The following is an 18,599-nucleotide window of genomic DNA, read 5'->3' on the forward strand; positions in this document are numbered from 1 at the left end:
GACGGGGGCACGGCGTCCCCCGCTGCGGGGTTAGGCGCAGGGCATCAGGCGGACTTTAATGTCCGCCGGTGCCGCGTGGTAAGGCGCCGAGGTGATCAGCAGCCCGACGCCCGTCTGGGCGATGGCCTCAATGCTGTCCAGGTTGATCCCGCCGGCCAGCGATAGGCGACAGCGGGGGGCCAGCGTGGCCGCCTGCGTCCGGAGCTGCGCTATCTGCGCCGGGGTGAACTTATCCAGCTGCAGAATATCAGGCTGCGCGGCCAGCGCCGCCTCGGCCTCCTGCGGGGTATCCGCCTCGACGATCAGGCACTTTTCCGGCGCCTGGCGACGCAGCCTCGCCACCATGCCTCGCCAGTCATCGGGCTGCGGCCAGAAACGCCGGTGATTGGTAAACAGCAGAACGGTTTCAGCGCAGCCGGCGCGGTGCAGAATGGCGCCGCCGTCGAGCACCGCCTGCATGGCCGCCAGCCGGGTGCCGGGGATCGACTTGCGGGTACAGGCTATCTGCCCTTCGGGCTGGTAGCGGTGCAGGATATCCACCATGCGGGCGGCGTAGTCACTGACCCCGCAGCTCCACTCCAGCAGATTTTGGCTGGCTTTCCAGCCCTGATGCAGCGCGGCGGCGCTGCCGCAGGCCTGCAGCAGCAGGGCGCCGGGCTCGACCCGATCGCCGTCGCGCACGGCGGCGCGGCTCTCCAGCCCCAGCCGGGCCAGCATGCGGCAGGTGAGTGCGATGGCACTGACGCAGCCCCCCTGGCGATGGTAAAAATGCATCTCACCGCGCCGTTCGCCGATCCCCAGCGCGCGGGTGGTGATGTCACCCCCCTGGATATCCTCCTGCAGCCAGGCGTCCAGCTGGCTGTCGCTGATAAAAATCATTCCCGATCCTCCGTTAATGGCTGCGGCTGCCAGGCGATCAGCGCCCAGTCACGCCGTGCTCCGGCCGGTGCGCGTCCCCGCTGCCGGCAGTGGTGATAATAGGCCTCTAGCGCCTGACGCTCCTGCGGAGTGACCTCGCCCAGCGCCAGCGCGATGGCATCGGCAAACTGCGCCACCGTCGCCGCGTGCTGCAGGCCCGCGGGGGCGCCGATAAAGCTCACGCTGGCGTGGATCCCCATCTGGTAGAGAATATTGACGGCATAGATATAGTTGGGCAGCTCGCGGATCGGGCGGCCGATGGCCCGTAGGATCTGCGGATCAACGAAGCTGCTGCTGACCGGGTGAGTGGTGTAGACCCACTGGCGGGCGTGGCGATTGAGCTTGGCCAGCGCCGGGCGCAGATCGTCGACCAGGGTCGAGCGTGAGGCGACGACGATGTCGCAGCGGGGAATGTCGTCCCAGGGCTCCTCCCAGGCGCGCCGTATCAGCGTGACGTTATCCAGGCGCAGGTGCTCGGCGCGCTGGGCGGCGACCGCCAGCATACCCTGGCTGTAGTCTAGGCCATAGGTCTGGCGCAGGCGTGGCGCCGTCGCCAGGCAGACGCTGCCGGGGCCGCACCCGACGTCCAGCAGGGTCTGCGCCCGGCTGAGATCCATCGCCGCCGTCAGCTGCTGCAGATAGGGGTCCTGCGGTGCGGCGCAGGTGACGGACATGGCCTGCGCCCGGCGATCCCAGTGCGCTGGCGGCTTGGCGGTGCGCTGTGCCTGCATCAGCTGCTGGCGGTACAGCGCGGCGAAGTCTATTTCATCGATCAGCATAACCCTTCTCCTCGGCGGTGCGCCTGCGCGGTTACCCGGCGCAGAGACCGCTATCGCTATATATTTGTTTATATAATGAAAAGCGGTGGGCGTGACGTCAAGCGCCGTGTGATGCCGACGCCGGTGGTCTCGATAAGATATTACGCGCTTTTTATCCGCCGTCGATGGCCGCTACGGGATCGGAGGGCGTCCGGTGCGGGGCGCGACGGCCGGCGGCAGAATAAAACGGGGCTGAGGGGATGACGGGGAGCCAATAATGCGTCATGCGGCACGGAAAATTTAGCAATCAGCCAAATCAGACGTAAGCTAATAAATAAATATATCGCTGAATACCTTATTTATTGTATAACGGAAAGGTAAGCCTGATGTCGCCGGAGTCGATACGCAAACGGTATTTTGCGTTATATTCTCCTACGACATCCTAAATGATTACCCGTCCGCACCGGACTGACTCTGCCACCCTCTGGGCGTCGGTGGCGGGTGGAATGGTGCGGATGGGTAAACTTTCCCGGTACGATCCTGCCCTTATTTACGCTGTGCCTTGGAGAGCATCCATTGCCATTTTTGTTCGCGGTTGAGCTCATCGGGAGGGAGGCGGATGGCCATGCGTGCGACGGCCTCGGCCTCCGCGGCCTGCTGCTCTGCGTTGGCGCCTTCACTCTCCGTGTTGATGGCGTTGCTGATCCGCGCGGCGATCAGCTCATCGATGTGGGTGACCTGAATCAGGCGCTGGCACTGACAGCCGCGGCCCTCTAGCTGATTGGGGACCGTTTTGGTCTGACAGGTAATCTCCTCCACGCCGGATAAAATATAGGAGACGGTGTTGATGGCTTTGCAGGGAGAAAGGTCGAACTGTTGGGCTATCTCGCGGGCGCTGACCCAACGCTGCTGTTGCATCACCCAGCGTGCAACGGACAGATATAAAGGTTCCTGAGCATACTCTCTACGCATATTTCCACCCATTTAACCAGAATGATTAATCCAATTAACAGTATTCTGTAACCTGTCGTGCAATATTCGTGAAGCATCCTGACAGCATCGCTGACGTCTGTGCACACAGGCTATGGATATATTTGAATATACCCAACGGCTGTATCTAATCACAATGAATTTTTATATCTTTTTGATAAAAATGTCGCCGCGGTGCTGTTGTTAAAACAATGTTTTGCTGAGGTGTGAAAGAAGTGATTGTTCGTATTTATTATCGCATCGAGAATTAACATGGCGCAGCGGTGGCGGGAGCGATCGTGATCATGAATATTATTGTCGATGTCATTTTATTACATTTTCTGATGTCCAGCGTTGCGCGGTACTCTCGTGTAACACGATGGTAATTCTATTATTTATAATGGTTTTTTCTGCTTATGGCGTAGCTCACAGAACCCATTTCTATATGTCATAAAATATCAGTTAATCGATTGGGAGAACGGTATGCAACAAAAGAATAAAGTAAATGTTCCTGAGCGTATCTCTGATGAAATGAAGCGGGTTTTGCAATTTCAGCAGCAGAATACAACAGATGAACCGATCTGCTTAGATTATTCGTCGATGCGTCAGGCCTATATTCAGGAGCGGCAGTATTGGAATCAGGGCGGTGCCGAAATGGCCCGCTGTGAGCAGGTCAGCGTGGAGACGCCACACGGCCCGGTTGCGACGCGTCTCTATTTTCCGCGTCACCCGGCGCAGGCGGTGCTGTTCTATCTGCACGGCGGCGGATTTATTGTGGGTAATCTGGATACCCACGATCGCATTATGCGCCTGCTGGCCGACTACAGCCGTTGCGCGGTGATCGGTATAGATTACAGCCTGTCGCCGGAGTCGCGCTTCCCGCAGGCCATCGAGGAGAGCGTCGCCGTCTGTGACTTCTTTCGTCGCCGCGCCGGTGAGTACGGGCTGCCGATGGCACGGATTGGCTTTGCCGGCGACTCCGCCGGGGCCATGCTGGCGATGGCGACGGTGCTGTGGATGCGCGATCGCGGGATCGACTGCGGCGAGGTGCGCGGGGTGCTGCTCTACTACGGTCTGTATGGCCTGCAAGATTCGGCCAGCCGTCGCCTGTACGGCGGCGTTTGGGATGGGCTAACCCAGGCGGATATGCTGAGCTATGAGCAGGCCTACCTGCCGGATGCGGCGTCGCGGGAGTCGCCCTATTACTGCCTGTTTAACAACGATCTCACCCATGGCATCCCCCCCTGCTTTATCGCCGGGGCGCAGTTCGATCCGCTGCTGGACGACAGCGTGGCGCTGTACCAGACGCTGCGCGAACACCGCCAGCCCTGCAGCTACCACATGTACCCCGGCGTGATGCACGCCTTTCTGCATTACTCCCGGATGATGGAGAGCGCCGACCGTGCCCTGCGCGACGGCGCCGACTATTTTTACCGTCAGCTGCAGATTGCCTGATGCGCGGCGGGTAGCCCTGGGGCTACCCGCCGATCCGCCGCCGCCCCCCAGGGGCGGCGTTAAAACAGTTTCATCCGGCTGGTTTGTTCCAGCGACAGCCCGCGGGTCTCCGGCGCCATCATCACCGAGATCAGCAGACCGAACAGTGAAATGCCGGCGCCGACCAGCATGGTGGCGGAGATCCCGTGCTGCTGCATGAACAGGGGCAGGGCGTAGGTTGAGACCACGGTGCCGATGCGGCTCAGCGACATGGCGGCGCCGACCGCCGAGGCGCGGATCGCCGTGGGAAACAGCTCATTGGGATAGAGCCACTGCAGGATCCCCGGGCCGCCGGAGAAGAAGGCGTACAGGGCGAAGGCGCTGACGATCAGCAGGATCCCGGGCTGATCGACCAGCCCCAGCATCAGCAGCGATAGGGTCATGATGGCGAAGCTGCCGATCAGCAGCGGACGGCGGCCAACGCTGTTGAGCCAGTACATAGCTGGCAGGCAGCCGAGCATGAAGAACAGGCTGATCACCACGTTGCCCAGCACTGCCTCTCGCCCTTGCTCCAGCCCCAGCAGGGTGACGATCTGCGGGCCAAAGGTGTAGATGGCGAACATGGGGATCACCTGGCAGGTCCAGATGGCGGCGACGAACAGGATCGAGGAGAGATGACGGCGGCTGAAGATATCGCGGTAGCGGGTCTCTTGCGGAGCTTCGTCGTCAAAGGTCACCGGCTGGCCGAACAGCCGGATCATCAGCGCGCGACATTCGGCGTGGCGCCCCTTGCGGATCAGCCAGCGCGGCGACTCCGGCAGCTCGACCCGGCCCAGTAAGATGATGATGCAGGGAACGATCGCGCTGCCCAGCATCCAGCGCCAGCCGTTTTCCACATCGTACAGCAGATAGCCCACCAGATCGGCGGCGGTGGCGCCGATATACCACATGGCGGCGATAAACCCCATGGTGAAGGCACGCTGCTTGGTGGAGGAGAATTCGGCGATCATCGAGGTGGCGATGGGGTAGTCGGCGCCGATGACGATGCCGATCAGAAAGCGCAGGATCACCAACTCCAGCGGCGAGGTGACAAACATGGTGGCGGCGGAGATCACGCCGATGGCGATGATGTCGATCAGGAACATCAGGCGGCGCCCGACCCGATCCGCCACATAGCCGAACAGCGAGGTGCCGATAAACAGCCCGACCAGCGTGGCGGCGCCGACCATGCCTATCCAGTTGGCGTCCAGCTGCAGCAGGGGAGTCAGCTGCTCGAGGGCGATGCCGATAATCACCAGAACATAGCCATCGAGGAACGGGCCTCCGCTCCCCCACAGCATGATCTTGCGGTGCACCGGTGTAAAACGGATGTCATCGAATCTTTTAGGCTGTTCCATAATCCTGGTATCTGTAAAAGTGACGATGCAAGCCCCGCGACAGGCGGGGCGCCGGCAGGCGGCTTATTATTGTGATGCGGCGGAAACGGTGCGCCGCTTCCGCCGGAGGGTCAGCCGTAGCGGTATTCGACGCCGAAGGTGCCGCGTGGGTAGTTCCACTGCTCCAGGACGTCACCGACGCCCAGGATGCGGCAGGTGCCGCACTCGAGACAGCCGGCGTAGTCGAACTGAACCGTGCCGTCGTCCTGTAGCTTGTACAGCCCCGCCGGGCAGGCCAGGGTCAAGGTATGGAACGCCGCCATGTTCGGGTGTTCGCGGATGATGATATGCGGATGCCCCTCATCGACATGGAACTTATTGATGCCCAGTTTGACATCGACGTTAACCGGTTCGCTCATAGTGCTGTCACTCCTTTAATGCCGTCTTTGAGCAGATTCAGGTAGCCGACCTGTTTGCAGTGCTGTAGCAGGGTCTTACGCAGCGGCTGCGGCGGGCGTCCGTCGACGGTGAACAGCGCAGACATGATGTCGGCGGCCAGCTGTGGGTATTGGGTGAACATGCGCGGGTTATCCATCATCTGCGGTACCTTGCGGTAGTGGCGCAGCTCTTTCATCACCGGCAGGCTCTCCAGCAGACGCGGATACTCGGCCAGTCCGGCGGCGCTGAAGTCGCTCTTTTCGCGGGCGGCCAGTACGGCGCGCGCCGCGGCTTCACCGGAGGCGATGGCCAGATCCATTCCGCGAATGGTAAAGCCCAGGTTAAGGCACATGCCTGCCGCATCGCCGGCCAGCAGTACGCCGTCGGCCACCAGCTTAGGCTGCATGTTGATGCCGGCTTCCGGCACCACGTGGGCGGCGTATTCGACGGTCTTGCCGCCTTCGATCAGCGGTCGCACCGTCGGATGCCGTTTAAAGTCCTCCAGCATCTGTGGGATGGATTTCCCCGCCTGCTCAATGTGGTGCAGACCGCAGACGATCCCCAGCGATAGGGAGTCGCCGTTGGTGTAGAGGAAACCGCCGCCCATCAGGCCGTCGGAGGGGGTGCCGGCGAACAGCCAGGCGGTGCCGTCGTTCCCCTGCAGGGCAAAACGCGCCTCCAGCAGCTCGCGCGGCAGTTCGATCAGCTCTTTGACTCCCACGGCGACGTTTTTGGCCTCGACCCGCGGCTGTACCATGCCGATCTGCTCGGCCAGCAGGGCGTTGACCCCTTCGGCCAGGATCACGACGTTGGCCTCCAGCTCGTCGCCGTCGGCCTCTACGCCGACGACCCGGCCATCGCGCTGGATCAGACGATCGACGCGAATGCCGGGGATAAACTGGGCGCCGGCCGCTTCGGCCTGCTCCATCAGCCAGGTATCAAATTTACCGCGCAGCACCGAATAGGAGGCCGCCTCGGCCGCGCCGTCGCGGGCGTTGTGGTAGTCCAGGGTGACGGCGCTGTCGGCGGTGAGAAAGGAGATCTTCTCGTGGGTAATGCGGCGTTCAACAGGCGCCTGCTCGGCGAACCCGGGAATGATACGCTCCAGAGTATGGGCATACAGCCGGCCGCCGGTGACGTTTTTAGCGCCGGCGTAGTTTCCGCGCTCAATCACCAGCACGTTGGCTCCGGCGCGCGCCAGAACCAGCGCGGCTACGCAACCGGCCAGACCGGCGCCGACAATAATCGCGTCAAATGCATCTTCAGACATGGTGTCTCCAGTGGCAGATAATGCGGCCGGCGCCGGGGGGACGGCGCCGGCCATACGGCTAGCGTTTCAGGGCGTCGGTCAGGGCGGGGACAATTTTCACCAGATCGCCGACGATGCCGTAGTCGGCATACTGGAAGATCGGGGCATTCTTATCCTTGTTGATCGCCATGATGGTCTGTGCGCCGTTGGCGCCGACCATGTGCTGGATCTGTCCGGAGATCCCCAGGGCCAGATACAGATCCGGCTTGATCATGATGCCGGAGATACCGACATAGCGTTCGCGCTCCATCCACTTCTCGTTTTCCGCCACCGGGCGCGAGCAGCCCAGTTCGGCGCCGATGGCATCGCTGAAGGCCTGCGCCAGCGCGATGTTCTGCTGGTTGCCGATGCCGCGCCCGACGCTGACGACCCAGCGCGCCTTGCCCAGATCGACGTTTTCACCCTGCTTGGCGCGGCGGGAGACGCAGGTGATAGGCTGTGCCGGCGCCACAAAGGCCAGTGCGGCGGCGCTGCCGCTGCGGGCGGCGTCTTCGGCGGCGGCGGCAAAGGCGCCGCTGGCCAGGGTGATGACCGCGTAGGGGGTATCGATGCGCTCTTTACCCAGCGCTAGGCCGCCGTACACCATGTGGGTGGCGATGGGCTGACCCGCGTCCAGGGTCACTTCGCTGGCGTCGTTGACCACGCCGCCCTGCAGTCGGGCGCCGAGGCGGGCGGCCAGCGCTTTGCCGCGGCGGCTGGCCGGCAGCAGCACCAGCGCTCGTTCGCCGTGGGCGCGGATGGCCTGCTCCAGGGTATCCGCGTAGTCTTCGACGATGCGGTCACTCGGCAGGGCGCCGAGATCGTGAACGGCGTCGGCGCCGAGACGGAAGGCCTGCGCCGCCTGGGTATCGCCTTGAACCACGGCCTGCACGTTGTCACCCAGCGCGCGTGCGCCGCCCATCAGCTCTGCCAGACGCGATTCGCTGTCGCTGAATACCCATACGGTTGCATATTTGCTCATGTTGTTCCCCATTAACGCACGATTTTGCGCAGATGTTCTGCAAACTCGGCGATTTGTTCTTCGCCGTCCCCTTCGATGATCACCCGCGCACGCGCCTTCTGCTGCGGCGCCTGAACGCTGAGCAGGGTGGTGTAGGCATGGGCATCGCCGGCGTCCAGATCGTCGCAAGACCAGGTCTGCGCCGGTTTTTTGGCGGCGCCGAGGATGGCCTTCATGGACGGGATCTGCGGGGCATTGATGTCGGTGGAGACGGCAATGACCGCCGGCAGGGGCAGGGTGAGGGTTTCGACTTCATCTTCCAGGGTGCGTTCGATCTCGATCTGTCCATCGGAGAGGCTAAGGATACGGCTGACACCGTTGATCGCCGGGACGGAGAGCGCGTCGCCCAGCAGCAGGCCAACCTGCTGTGCATACAGATCCGCCGAACCGTCGCCGCACAGGATCAGGTCAAAGCCATTTTTGCGCGCGGCGGCGGCCAGCAGAGAGGCCGTCTGGTGCGGCAGGCTGTTTTCCAGCCCCGCCGCCGAGACGGCGATCAGCTCGTCCGGACCGCGAGACAGCACATCCTTGCGCGCCTTGGCGTTGGTCAGGGCATCACCGCCGACGCTCATGGCGACGATATGAATATCGCTGTTCTGCTGTTTTAAGGTGTTAGCCGCTTCGATCGCATTCAGATCGAACTGGCTGATTTTGGCATCCGCCTTACTGAGGTTCAGGGAGCCATCACTGTTGACCGTGATATCCTGCTCCTCGGGGATGAGTTTATAACATGCGATAATTTTCATCACTTCTCCGATAGGCAATATAAAATTTGGGTGTAGCGAAACTGTCCTGAATCAGGCTATACACAAGGAAGAAAAATTAAATTGTGTTTTTGGTAATACGCTTGTTAAAATTGATTTACCTGGTCTATAAATAAATTAACCGCCAGTAAAACTCGCGTAATTTAATATTTCCTCATCTCGCATCCTTGCGCTGAAATCATTCTGACGCCAATAGAAATACCATGATTCACAATGCCAAAATAATACATAGATCACCAATATTGAAGGTGTTACATCGCGTTTGCATAGCGCGAAATTGCTCATTTTTGTTTGTATATAATTGTTTTTTATTTTGTTTTTTAAATTGTTCTTGGCGGTAACGGCGGCGTCGCCGGCGTCGGCGGCGCGAGACCTGAGAAATTGTTTGATTAAGATCACGGATTATTGAACGGTCAAATTTCATTATAATCACACATTAATCATGCGTCCTTGCTTATCCCGCGAGATAAGACAGATGGATAAATGTCATTACTGTGTTTTTGTTATTAATTGCTTTTTTTATTTCAAATGATATAGAGACTTATGTCGCGCCAACGTGTGTTTTATATACGCTAACGTGGCTTATTCAGAACCTTTACACTTAACGTGATCATGGCGAGGTATGCCTTTCCATGAGGGAAGATACGTAAATGAAGACTGAAAATAGCAGCCGGAAAACAGGGATAGAGCCCAAAGTCTTTTTCCCGTCATTGATTATTGTTGCGTTACTTTGTTACCTGACCATTCGCGATTTGGATGCCTCTAACGCGGTGATTAACTCGGTATTTAACTACATCACCTACTCATGGGGCTGGGCCTTCGAGTGGTACATGGTGGTGATGCTGGGCGGGTGGTTTTGGCTGATCTTTGGCCCCTTTGCCCAACGCCGTCTGGGGGATGAGGCGCCAGAGTTCAGCACCGTCAGCTGGATCTTCATGATGTTCGCCTCCTGTACCTCTGCGGCGGTCCTGTTCTGGGGCTCCATCGAAATTTATTACTATGTCGCCACGCCGCCGTTTGGCCTAACGCCGTTCTCCAACGCCGCTAAAGAGATGGGGCTGGCCTATAGCCTGTTCCACTGGGGACCGCTGCCGTGGGCGACCTACAGCTTCCTAGCCGTGGCCTTTGGTTACTTCCTGTTCGTGCGCAAAATCAGCGTAGTCCGCCCCAGCGGCACCCTGGTCGCGCTGATGGGCGAGAAGCGCTGCAACGGCCTGTTCGGCGTGGTGGTCGATAACCTGTATCTGGTTGCGCTGATCCTGGCGATGGGGACCAGCCTGGGGCTGGCGACGCCGTTGGTGACCGAATGTATCCAGTATCTGTTCGGCGTGCCGCATACGTTGGAGCTGGATGCGCTGATCATCTGCTGCTGGATCGTCTTTAACGCCGTGTGCGTCGCCTTTGGCCTGCAGAAAGGGGTCAAGGTGGCCAGTGACGTACGTAACTACCTGAGCATCATCGTTCTGGCGTGGGTCCTGATCATCGGTGCCACCAGCTTCACCGTTAACTACTTCACCGACTCCGTCGGGGTGCTGCTGATGAACGTCGGCCGCATGCTGTTCTACACCGATGCCGTCGGCAAGAGCGGCTTCCCGCAGGCCTGGACCGTGTTCTACTGGGCATGGTGGATCGTGTACGGCATCCAGATGTGTATCTTCCTGGCCCGTATCTCTAAAGGCCGTACCGTGCGCCAGCTGTGCCTGGGGATGGTCGGCGGTCTGACGGCGTCGACCTGGCTGCTGTGGACCATTCTGGGCAGCAACACCCTCTCTCTGATGAACAACAGCATGGTCGATCTGCCGAAGACCATCGAAACCCACGGCGTTGCCCGCGCCATCATCGAAACCTGGGCCGCGCTGCCGATGAGTACGGCGACCATGTGGGCGTTCTTCATCCTGTGCTTCATCGCCACCGTGACCCTGATCAACGCCTGCTCCTACACCCTGGCGATGTCGACCTGTAAAGAGGCCAGTGGCTATCAAGAGCCGCCGATTTGGGTACGCGTGGGCTGGTCCGTACTGGTCGGCATCATCGGCATCATCCTGTTGGCCCTGGGCGGACTGAAGCCGATTCAGACGGCGATCATCGCCGGCGGCTGCCCGCTGTTCTTTGTCAATATATTGATAACTATATCATTTTTGAAAGATGCCAAGTCCACGTACTGGAAATATTAAACCGTTAATTTGCCAAACAAGAGGTCTGACACATGGATTTTACACTGACTGACGAGCAGGAGCTGTTCGTTGCCGGGATTCGCGATCTGATGGCGCAGGAAAACTGGGAAGCCTACTTTGCCGAGTGCGATCGCAACAGCGAATACCCTGAACGTTTTGTTAAGGCACTGGCGGATATGGGCATCGACTCGCTGCTGCTGCCGGAGGATCAGGGCGGGCTGGACGCCGGGTTCGTCACCCTGGCCGCGGTCTGGATGGAGCTGGGCCGCCTGGGGGCGCCGACCTATGTGCTATACCAGCTGCCGGGCGGGTTTAACACCGTCCTGCGCGAGGGGACCGCGGAGCAGATCGACCGCATCATGGCCTTCCGCGGCACCGGCAAGCAAATGTGGAACTCCGCGATCACCGAGCCGGGCGCCGGCTCTGACGTGGGCAGCCTGCAGACCACCTATACGCGCAAGAACGGCAAGGTCTACCTCAACGGCAGCAAGTGCTTTATCACCAGCAGCGCCTACACCCCGTATCTGGTGGTGATGGCACGCGACGGCGCCTCGCCGGAGAAAGCGGTCTACTCCGAGTGGTTTGTCGATATGAGCCTGCCGGGCATTAAGGTCAACAAGCTGGAGAAGCTGGGCCTGCGCATGGACAGCTGCTGTGAGGTGGTATTCGACAACGTCGAGCTGGAGGAGAAGGATCTGTTCGGGCGCGAAGGCAATGGCTTCAACCGGGTGAAAGAGGAGTTCGATCATGAACGCTTCCTGGTGGCGCTGACCAACTATGGCACCGCGCTGTGCGCCTTCGAGGACGCCGCGCGCTACGCCAACCAGCGTGTGCAGTTCGGTGAAACCATCGGCCGCTTCCAGCTGATCCAGGAGAAGTTCGCCCACATGGCGATCAAGCTGAACTCCATGAAGAACATGCTGCTGGAGTCTGCCTGGCAGAGCGACAACGGCCTGATGACCTCCGGCGATGCGGCGATGTGTAAATACTTCTGCGCCAACGCCGCCTTTGAGGTCGTGGATACTGCCATGCAGGTATTGGGTGGGGTCGGGATCGCCGGCGATCACCGCATCACCCGCTTCTGGCGCGACCTGCGCGTGGACCGCGTTTCCGGCGGCTCCGACGAGATGCAGATCCTGACCCTGGGCCGCGCGGTGCTGAAACAGTATCGCTAAGGGCTGCAGACGGCCGCCGCGGCGACCGTCTGTCTGCCATGACACCCGGGGCTAATGTGCCCGGCCCCGGGTCCGCTGATTTTGTTAAGAAGGATCACGTTATGTCTGACCGTCTGTCCATGCCCAAGTTTGGCCCGCTCTCTGGCCTGCGCGTCGTGTTTTCCGGCATCGAGATCGCCGGTCCCTTTGCCGGACAAATGTTTGCCGAATGGGGCGCCGAAGTTATCTGGATCGAAAACGTCGCCTACGGGGATACGATCCGGGTACAGCCCAACTACCCCCAGCTGTCGCGCCGCAACCTGCACGCGCTGTCGCTGAATATTTTTAAGGATGAGGGACGCGAAGCATTCCTGCGCCTGATGGAGACCACCGATATTTTCATCGAGGCCAGCAAGGGCCCGGCCTTCGCCCGCCGCGGCATCACCGACGAGGTGCTGTGGGAGCGCAATAAAAAACTGGTGATCGCTCACCTGTCCGGCTTTGGCCAGTACGGCACGCCGGAGTACACCAACCTAGCCGCCTATAACACCATCGCCCAGGCGTTCAGCGGCTATCTTATCCAGAACGGCGATAAAGATCAGCCGATGCCGGCCTTCCCGTATACCGCCGACTACTTCTCCGGTATGACGGTGACCACCGCTGCCCTGGCCGCCCTGTACAAGGCACAGCAGACCGGCGTGGGCGAGAGCATCGACGTCGCCATGTATGAAGTGATGCTGCGCATGGGGCAGTACTTCATGATGGACTACTTCAACGGCGGCGAAATGTGTCCGCGCATGACCAAAGGCAAGGACCCCTACTACGCCGGCTGCGGCCTGTATCGGTGCAGCGACGGCTATATCGTGATGGAGCTGGTGGGGATCACCCAGATCCGTGAGATGTTCAACGATATCGGCCTGGCGCATCTGCTGGATACGCCGGAGGTGCCGGAGGGCACCCAGCTTATCCACCGCATCGAATGCCCGCACGGCGAGCTGGTAGAGGAGAAGCTGGACGCCTGGCTGGCGCAGCACACCATCGCCGAGGTGCAGGCCCGCTTTGCCGAGCTGAAGATCGCCTGCGCCAAGGTGCTGAACGTGGATGAGCTGGAAAGCAACCCGCAGTACGTGGCGCGCGAGTCGATCACCACCTGGAAGGCCGTTGATGGGCACACCTGCAAAGGCCCCAACGTGATGCCGAAGTTTAAACATCACCCGGGGCAGATTTGGCGCGGCATGCCGGAACACGGCATGGATACCGCGGCGATCCTGCACAGCATCGGCTATGACCAGACGGCGATCGACGCCCTGGTGGCGAAAGGACTGGCCAAGACCGGTCAGTAAGGCCGTACCGCCGTTGTCCGCGTAGACGGGCAACGGCATGGCACCATTCAACGGCGGTAGAGCATGGACATGATAGGGGAACGCCATCTGCGTCAGGCGTGGGACGATCTGGCGGCGATGCACGGTGGGAAAACGGCGCTGATCGTCGAAAATCTGCGGGGCGAGGCCAGAGACTACAGCTACGCCCGGCTGAACGAGGAGATCAATCGCACGGCCAACCTGTTTCTGACCCTGGGGATCGAAAAGGGCGACCGGGTGGCGCTGCACCTGAACAACTGCGCCGAGTTCATCTTCTGCTGGTTTGGCCTGACCAAGATCGGCGCCGTCGTGGTGCCGATCAACGCCAACCTGCTGCATGACGAGTGCGCGTTTATCATCCGCCAGTGCGCCGCCCGGCTGGTGGTGACCACGGGTGCCGCCGCGCCCGCCTATGCGTCGCTGCGCCGCGAGGCGGACGCGCCGCTGCAGGGGATTCTGCTGATCGATGCCGGGGCGTCCCCCGCGGCGGACGCCGATGGCATGAAGGATTTTCAACGCCTGAAGGATCAGCAGCCGGCGCAGTTGTTACACGCGCCGGCGCTCAGCGCGTTGGATACCGCCGAGATCCTGTTTACCTCCGGCACCACCTCGGCACCGAAGGGGGTGGTGATCACCCACTACAATCTGCTGTTCGCCGGCTATTACACCGCCTGGCAGTGCGCGCTGCGCGCGGATGATGTCTATCTGACGCCGATGCCCGCCTACCACATTGACTGCCAGTGCACCGTCGCCATGGCCGCCTTTAGCGTCGGGGCGACGCTGGTGCTGCTGGAGAAGTACAGCGCCCGGGCCTTCTGGGGGCAGGTCTGCAAGTACCGCGCCACGCTGACGGAGTGTATCCCACTGATGATCAAAACCCTGATGATGCAGCCGACGATGCCGTGGGAGCGCAGCCACTGCCTGCGCGAGGTGCTGTTTTATCTCAACCTCTCGACGGAGGAGAAAGAGGCCTTTCTGCAGCGCTTCGGCGTCCGTCTGCTGACCTCCTACGGCATGACGGAGACCATCGTCGGCCTGATTGGCGACCGGCCGGGCGACAAGCGGCGCTGGCCCTCTATTGGCCGGGTGGGCATGGGCTATGAGGCGGAGATCCGCAGCGCCGACGGCCATCCATTGACCGTCGGCGAGACCGGCGAGCTGTGGGTCCGGGGTATTCCTGGCAAGACCTTGTTTAAGGAGTATTACGGTCTGCCGCAGGAGACGGCGCGCGTGCTGACGCCCGACGGCTGGCTACGCACCGGCGACTACGCCTACTGCGATGACGAGGGCTACTTCTACTTTGTCGAACGCAGCTGCAACATGATCAAACGCTGCGGGGAGAATATCTCCTGCGTGGAGATTGAGAATATTCTGGCGACCCACCCCAAGATTATGGATGTGGCGGTGGTCGGCCTGAAAGACTCTATCCGCGATGAAGCGATCAAGGCGGTCGTGGTGCTGAGTCCCGGCGAACAGCTGAGCGAAGAGGCGTTCTTCGCCTTTTGCACCGCCCGGATGGCCAAGTTTAAGGTGCCCTCTTTTTTGGAGATCCGCGACAGTCTGCCGCGCAGCTGTTCGGGGAAAGTGATCAAAAAAAGTTTATGTTAAACCGCACCGGGGGGGGCCGGCGTACGCCGCCAGCCCTGTGGCTACGCGCCGGTGCGATCACCCTGTTGAATCGGAATGGAGTATGAGGATGAGCGAGTCATTACAGATAGCGCGCAACGGTGGAATTCTGGAAATTACGCTGAACCGCCCCAAGGCCAATGCCATCGATGCCAAGACCAGTCTGGCCATGGGGGAGGCGTTTATCGCTTTCCGCGACGATCCGACGCTGCGCGTCGCCATCATTACCGGCGCCGGCGAACGCTTTTTCTCCGCCGGCTGGGATCTGAAGGCGGCGGCGGAGGGCGAGGCGCCGGACGCCGACTTTGGCCCGGGGGGCTTCGCCGGTTTGACGGAGCTGTTCAACCTGGATAAGCCGGTGATCGCCGCGGTCAACGGCTACGCCTTTGGCGGCGGCTTTGAGCTGGCGCTGGCGGCAGACATGATCGTCTGTGCCGACAATGCCTGTTTCGCCCTGCCGGAGGCCAAGCTGGGGATCGTCCCGGACAGCGGCGGCATGCTGCGTCTGCCCAAGTGCATTCCGCCGGCGATCGCCAACGAGATGATGATGAGCGGGCGCCGTATGGAGGCCGAAGAGGCGCTGCGCTGGGGGATCGTTAATCAGGTGGTGCCGGGCGATCGACTGATGGCGACGGCGCGGGCGCTGGCCCAGCAGGTGGCGGAGAGCGCACCGCTGGCGCTGGCGGCGCTGAAGGAGACTGTCCGCGCCACCGCAGAGCTGTCCGTCGAGGAGGGCTATCGCCTGATCCGCAGCGGCGCCCTGAAGCACTATCCGGCCGTGTTGCATTCGGAGGATGCGCTTGAGGGGCCGCAGGCCTTTGCCGAAAAACGCGAGCCGGTATGGAAGGGGCGCTGAGCGGCGGGCGCCGGCGCGTGAAGCGCCCGCGTGACTGAGACCGTTGACGGAGGGCCTTCCCCTCCGTTTTTTTTGCCCTCATTCCCGACGCCGTCGGGATGAAGGGCATATCTCGCGCGTCGCTCTTTGCTATGACGAAATAACGCGGAGCTTTATTGCTTGCCTATTTATTGAATTAACTCCTCTCTGCTGAAATAGCATCATGCCAAAAAAATATTCTTTATCTGCCTTTCTCATTGCGCCGGCGATGTTTCCCGGGAGCATTATTGCAACGATGTGCTCCTCCGTCTTACCGGACCGTGTTGAACGGAAAAAGAACGGCAGTCCGGTGGGGACGTCGATGGCGCCGCGCTGCGCCAGATAAGCGCGGCTGATGGCTCCTCTCGCGCGGGTCGCCGCGGGCGGCGGCGTCACCGTTGTTATGACGATGTTTGCTGTTTGTATCGTTTGGCCGCTTTTTTCGGCGACCAGGGGCGCGTTCCGACAGAGGCCCTGACCTCTTTATTTTTGGTAATGTGACTAAGTCCAAAATTTGCGCTTTTACTTAGTACAAGAACACATAAATATAAGAAATTAAAACTACGTGAGCATTATATTCGCCAGTATGGAACTGCGGCCTGACGGGATGGCCAAGGATGACAATCGCACGATGAGGGGCTATGGATATGATCGGCAATGCCACGCTGAGGGACGTGTGGCAGGCGCGGGCGCGCCATCAGGGTGCGCAGTGCGCGCTGGTGTATGAGGATCTGGCCGGCGATACGCGGGAGTATAGCTATCGCCAGATGCACGATGAAATCATTAGGGCGGCTAACCTGTTCCTTTCGCTGGAGGTGCGCAAGGGCGATCGGGTCGCGCTGCAGATGCGCAACTGCCCCGAGTTTCTGTTCTGCTGGTTTGGTCTGTCCTGCATTGGCGCCGTCGCCGTACCGGTCAATACCGGCTATACCGAACAGGAGTGCGACTATCTGCTCGGCCGCTGCGGCGTCAGCCTGCTGGTCTGTCAGGCGGCGTTTTTACCGCTGTACCGGCGCCTGTCCCATCCCCTGCGCCACCGGGTTATCCTGCGCGAGGGCGAGGGCGAGGGCGAGGGCGAGGGCGAGGCGACGGGGACGATCGATTTTCAGCGCGCCTGCGCCGCCCAGCCGTGCCAGCTGCGGACGCGGGTGCCGCTCTGCGCGGACGATGTGGCAGAGATTCTGTTTACCTCCGGCACCACCTCCTGCCCCAAGGGGGTCGAGCTGACTCACGCCAACCTGCTGTTCGGCGGCCACTACACCGCCTGGCAGGGGCAGATGACGGCCCGCGATCGTTACCTGAGCTGTATGCCCAACTTTCATATCGACTTTCAGTGTAGCGCGGCGATGCCGATGCTGATGACCGGCGGTACGCTGATCCTGCTGGAGAAGTACAGCGCGCGCCGTTTCTGGCGCCAGGTTTGCCTGCACCGCGCCACCCTTAGCCACGCCATGCCACTGATCGTGCGCACTCTGATGCTGCAGTCGCCGCGTGCCTGGGAGCGCAACCACTGTCTGCGCGATCTGTTTTTCTACCTCAACATCACCGACGCCGAGAAGCAAACCTTTGAGCGGCGCTTTGGCGTGCGCCTGTTTAACTCTTACGGCATGACGGAGACGGTGGTGGGGGCGATCGGCGATACGCCGGGGCAGGAGCGGCGCTACCCCTCAATTGGGCGTCCCGGCATGGGATATCAGGCGCGGATCGTCGATGCGCAGGGCCATCCGCTGCCGCCGGGGCAGATTGGAGAGATCTGTATCCGCGGCGTCGCCGGACGCAGCCTGTTTAAAGGCTATTATGACGATCCGGCGGCAACCGCCCGCCTGCTGCGCGGAGATGGCTGGCTGCACAGCGGCGATACCGGCTATTGCGATGAGGAGGGATGGTTCTACTTTGTCGATCGGGCGGTCAATCTGATCAAGCGGTCGGGAGAGAATGTGGCCTCCAGCGAGGTGGAGGGGGTACTGGAGACCCATCCGGCGGTGTCAGAGGCGGCGGTTATCGGTGTGGCCGATCCGCTGCGCGATCAGGCGGTGAAGGCGATAGTGCAGCTGACGCCGGGGGCCGAGGTGCGCCCCGAAACGCTGATCGCCCACTGCGCAGCGCATCTGGCCGCCTTTAAGGTTCCCACGCTGCTGGAGTTTGTGGCGGAGTTTCCGCGCACCTGCTCCGGCAAGGTGGATAAGAAGCGGCTGCGGCTGAGGACGACGGTGTAGGAGGAGGAACGATGCCACAGGGAATGCAGGGCGCCCGCCGTCAGGCGGACGGCGATGAAGAGGAGCGCGCCGCGGACGGCGCGGTGCAGGGGCTGCTGGATCTGCGCTACGCCACCTGTCCGGCGTGCCAGCGGCGGATCCGCGCTCGGCTACACAGCGTGCTGAGCCGTTGTCATACCTGGTGCCCGTTTTGCCGTAAAAACGTACCGCTGTGCAACGGAGGCTGAG

At 61.0% G+C, this 18,599-nt stretch carries 16 protein-coding genes; 8 read left to right on the forward strand and 8 right to left on the reverse strand.

The window, feature by feature from the left end; genetic code table 11:
- Positions 1-30 precede the first annotated feature (30 nt).
- The 3 genes from modD to caiF form a co-directional block, all read right to left on the reverse strand.
- Positions 31-879 (reverse strand): ModD protein, encoded by an 849-nt coding sequence (gene modD, locus QY76_RS07120; RefSeq protein WP_045425800.1) that lies wholly within the window; start codon positions 877-879, stop codon positions 31-33.
- Complete coding sequence (locus tag QY76_RS07125; protein ID WP_034164139.1) at positions 876-1,697, reverse strand: class I SAM-dependent methyltransferase; 822 nt, start codon at positions 1,695-1,697, stop codon at positions 876-878. The genes modD and QY76_RS07125 overlap by 4 nt, the downstream gene beginning before the upstream one ends.
- 525 nt (positions 1,698-2,222) lie before the next feature.
- On the reverse strand, positions 2,223-2,648 hold the full coding sequence (caiF, locus tag QY76_RS07130; protein ID WP_034164140.1) for a carnitine metabolism transcriptional regulator CaiF: 426 nt from the start codon (positions 2,646-2,648) through the stop codon (positions 2,223-2,225).
- Between the two features lie 480 nt (positions 2,649-3,128).
- Between caiF and aes the strand changes: the two genes are divergently transcribed.
- Entirely contained in the window at positions 3,129-4,100 is a 972-nt protein-coding gene (aes, locus tag QY76_RS07135; RefSeq protein WP_045425803.1) for an acetyl esterase, read from the forward strand.
- A gap of 59 nt (positions 4,101-4,159) precedes the next feature.
- Here the strand turns inward: aes and QY76_RS07140 are convergent, their stop codons facing one another.
- The 5 genes from QY76_RS07140 to QY76_RS07160 all read right to left on the reverse strand — a co-directional run bounded on the left by QY76_RS07140 (position 4,160) and on the right by QY76_RS07160 (position 8,948).
- Entirely contained in the window at positions 4,160-5,476 is a 1,317-nt protein-coding gene (locus tag QY76_RS07140) for an MFS transporter (RefSeq protein ID WP_034164142.1), read from the reverse strand.
- Between the two features lie 110 nt (positions 5,477-5,586).
- Positions 5,587-5,874 carry a ferredoxin-like protein FixX gene (gene fixX / locus QY76_RS07145; RefSeq protein ID WP_034164143.1) on the reverse strand — a complete coding sequence of 96 codons (288 nt, stop codon included), beginning with the start codon at positions 5,872-5,874 and terminating at the stop codon, positions 5,587-5,589.
- Positions 5,871-7,163: an FAD-dependent oxidoreductase FixC gene (fixC, locus tag QY76_RS07150; RefSeq protein ID WP_045425806.1), complete on the reverse strand. Its 1,293-nt coding sequence runs from the start codon at positions 7,161-7,163 to the stop codon at positions 5,871-5,873. Before fixC ends, fixX begins: the two co-directional genes overlap by 4 nt.
- A gap of 58 nt (positions 7,164-7,221) precedes the next feature.
- Positions 7,222-8,163, reverse strand: a complete 942-nt coding sequence (locus QY76_RS07155) for an FAD-binding protein (RefSeq protein ID WP_045425886.1) — start codon at positions 8,161-8,163, stop codon at positions 7,222-7,224.
- A gap of 11 nt (positions 8,164-8,174) precedes the next feature.
- A complete protein-coding gene (locus QY76_RS07160; RefSeq protein WP_045425809.1) occupies positions 8,175-8,948 on the reverse strand; it encodes an electron transfer flavoprotein FixA in 774 nt (257 codons plus the stop codon).
- Positions 8,949-9,616: 668 nt separating this feature from the next.
- Between QY76_RS07160 and caiT the strand changes: the two genes are divergently transcribed.
- The 7 genes from caiT to QY76_RS07195 all read left to right on the forward strand — a co-directional run bounded on the left by caiT (position 9,617) and on the right by QY76_RS07195 (position 18,598).
- Positions 9,617-11,140 carry an L-carnitine/gamma-butyrobetaine antiporter gene (gene caiT, locus QY76_RS07165; protein WP_034164147.1) on the forward strand — a complete coding sequence of 508 codons (1,524 nt, stop codon included), beginning with the start codon at positions 9,617-9,619 and terminating at the stop codon, positions 11,138-11,140.
- 32 nt (positions 11,141-11,172) lie between these two features.
- Complete coding sequence (gene caiA / locus QY76_RS07170) at positions 11,173-12,315, forward strand: crotonobetainyl-CoA dehydrogenase (RefSeq protein WP_045425812.1); 1,143 nt, start codon at positions 11,173-11,175, stop codon at positions 12,313-12,315.
- Positions 12,316-12,416: 101 nt separating this feature from the next.
- A complete protein-coding gene (gene caiB, locus QY76_RS07175) occupies positions 12,417-13,637 on the forward strand; it encodes an L-carnitine CoA-transferase (RefSeq protein WP_034164148.1) in 1,221 nt (406 codons plus the stop codon).
- Between the two features lie 63 nt (positions 13,638-13,700).
- Entirely contained in the window at positions 13,701-15,263 is a 1,563-nt protein-coding gene (gene caiC, locus QY76_RS07180) for a crotonobetaine/carnitine-CoA ligase (RefSeq protein ID WP_034164149.1), read from the forward strand.
- 88 nt (positions 15,264-15,351) lie between these two features.
- On the forward strand, positions 15,352-16,137 hold the full coding sequence (gene caiD, locus QY76_RS07185; protein WP_045425816.1) for a crotonobetainyl-CoA hydratase: 786 nt from the start codon (positions 15,352-15,354) through the stop codon (positions 16,135-16,137).
- Between the two features lie 659 nt (positions 16,138-16,796).
- Positions 16,797-18,371, forward strand: coding sequence for a crotonobetaine/carnitine-CoA ligase (caiC, locus tag QY76_RS07190; RefSeq protein WP_045425822.1), 1,575 nt, complete (start codon positions 16,797-16,799; stop codon positions 18,369-18,371).
- Positions 18,372-18,382: 11 nt separating this feature from the next.
- On the forward strand, positions 18,383-18,598 hold the full coding sequence (locus QY76_RS07195; RefSeq protein ID WP_034164152.1) for a hypothetical protein: 216 nt from the start codon (positions 18,383-18,385) through the stop codon (positions 18,596-18,598).
- Position 18,599: the final 1 nt, after the last annotated feature.

The sequence above is a fragment of the Edwardsiella sp. EA181011 genome (genome assembly GCF_000800725.1).
GTDB classification, from domain to species: Bacteria; Pseudomonadota; Gammaproteobacteria; order Enterobacterales; family Enterobacteriaceae; genus Edwardsiella; species Edwardsiella anguillarum.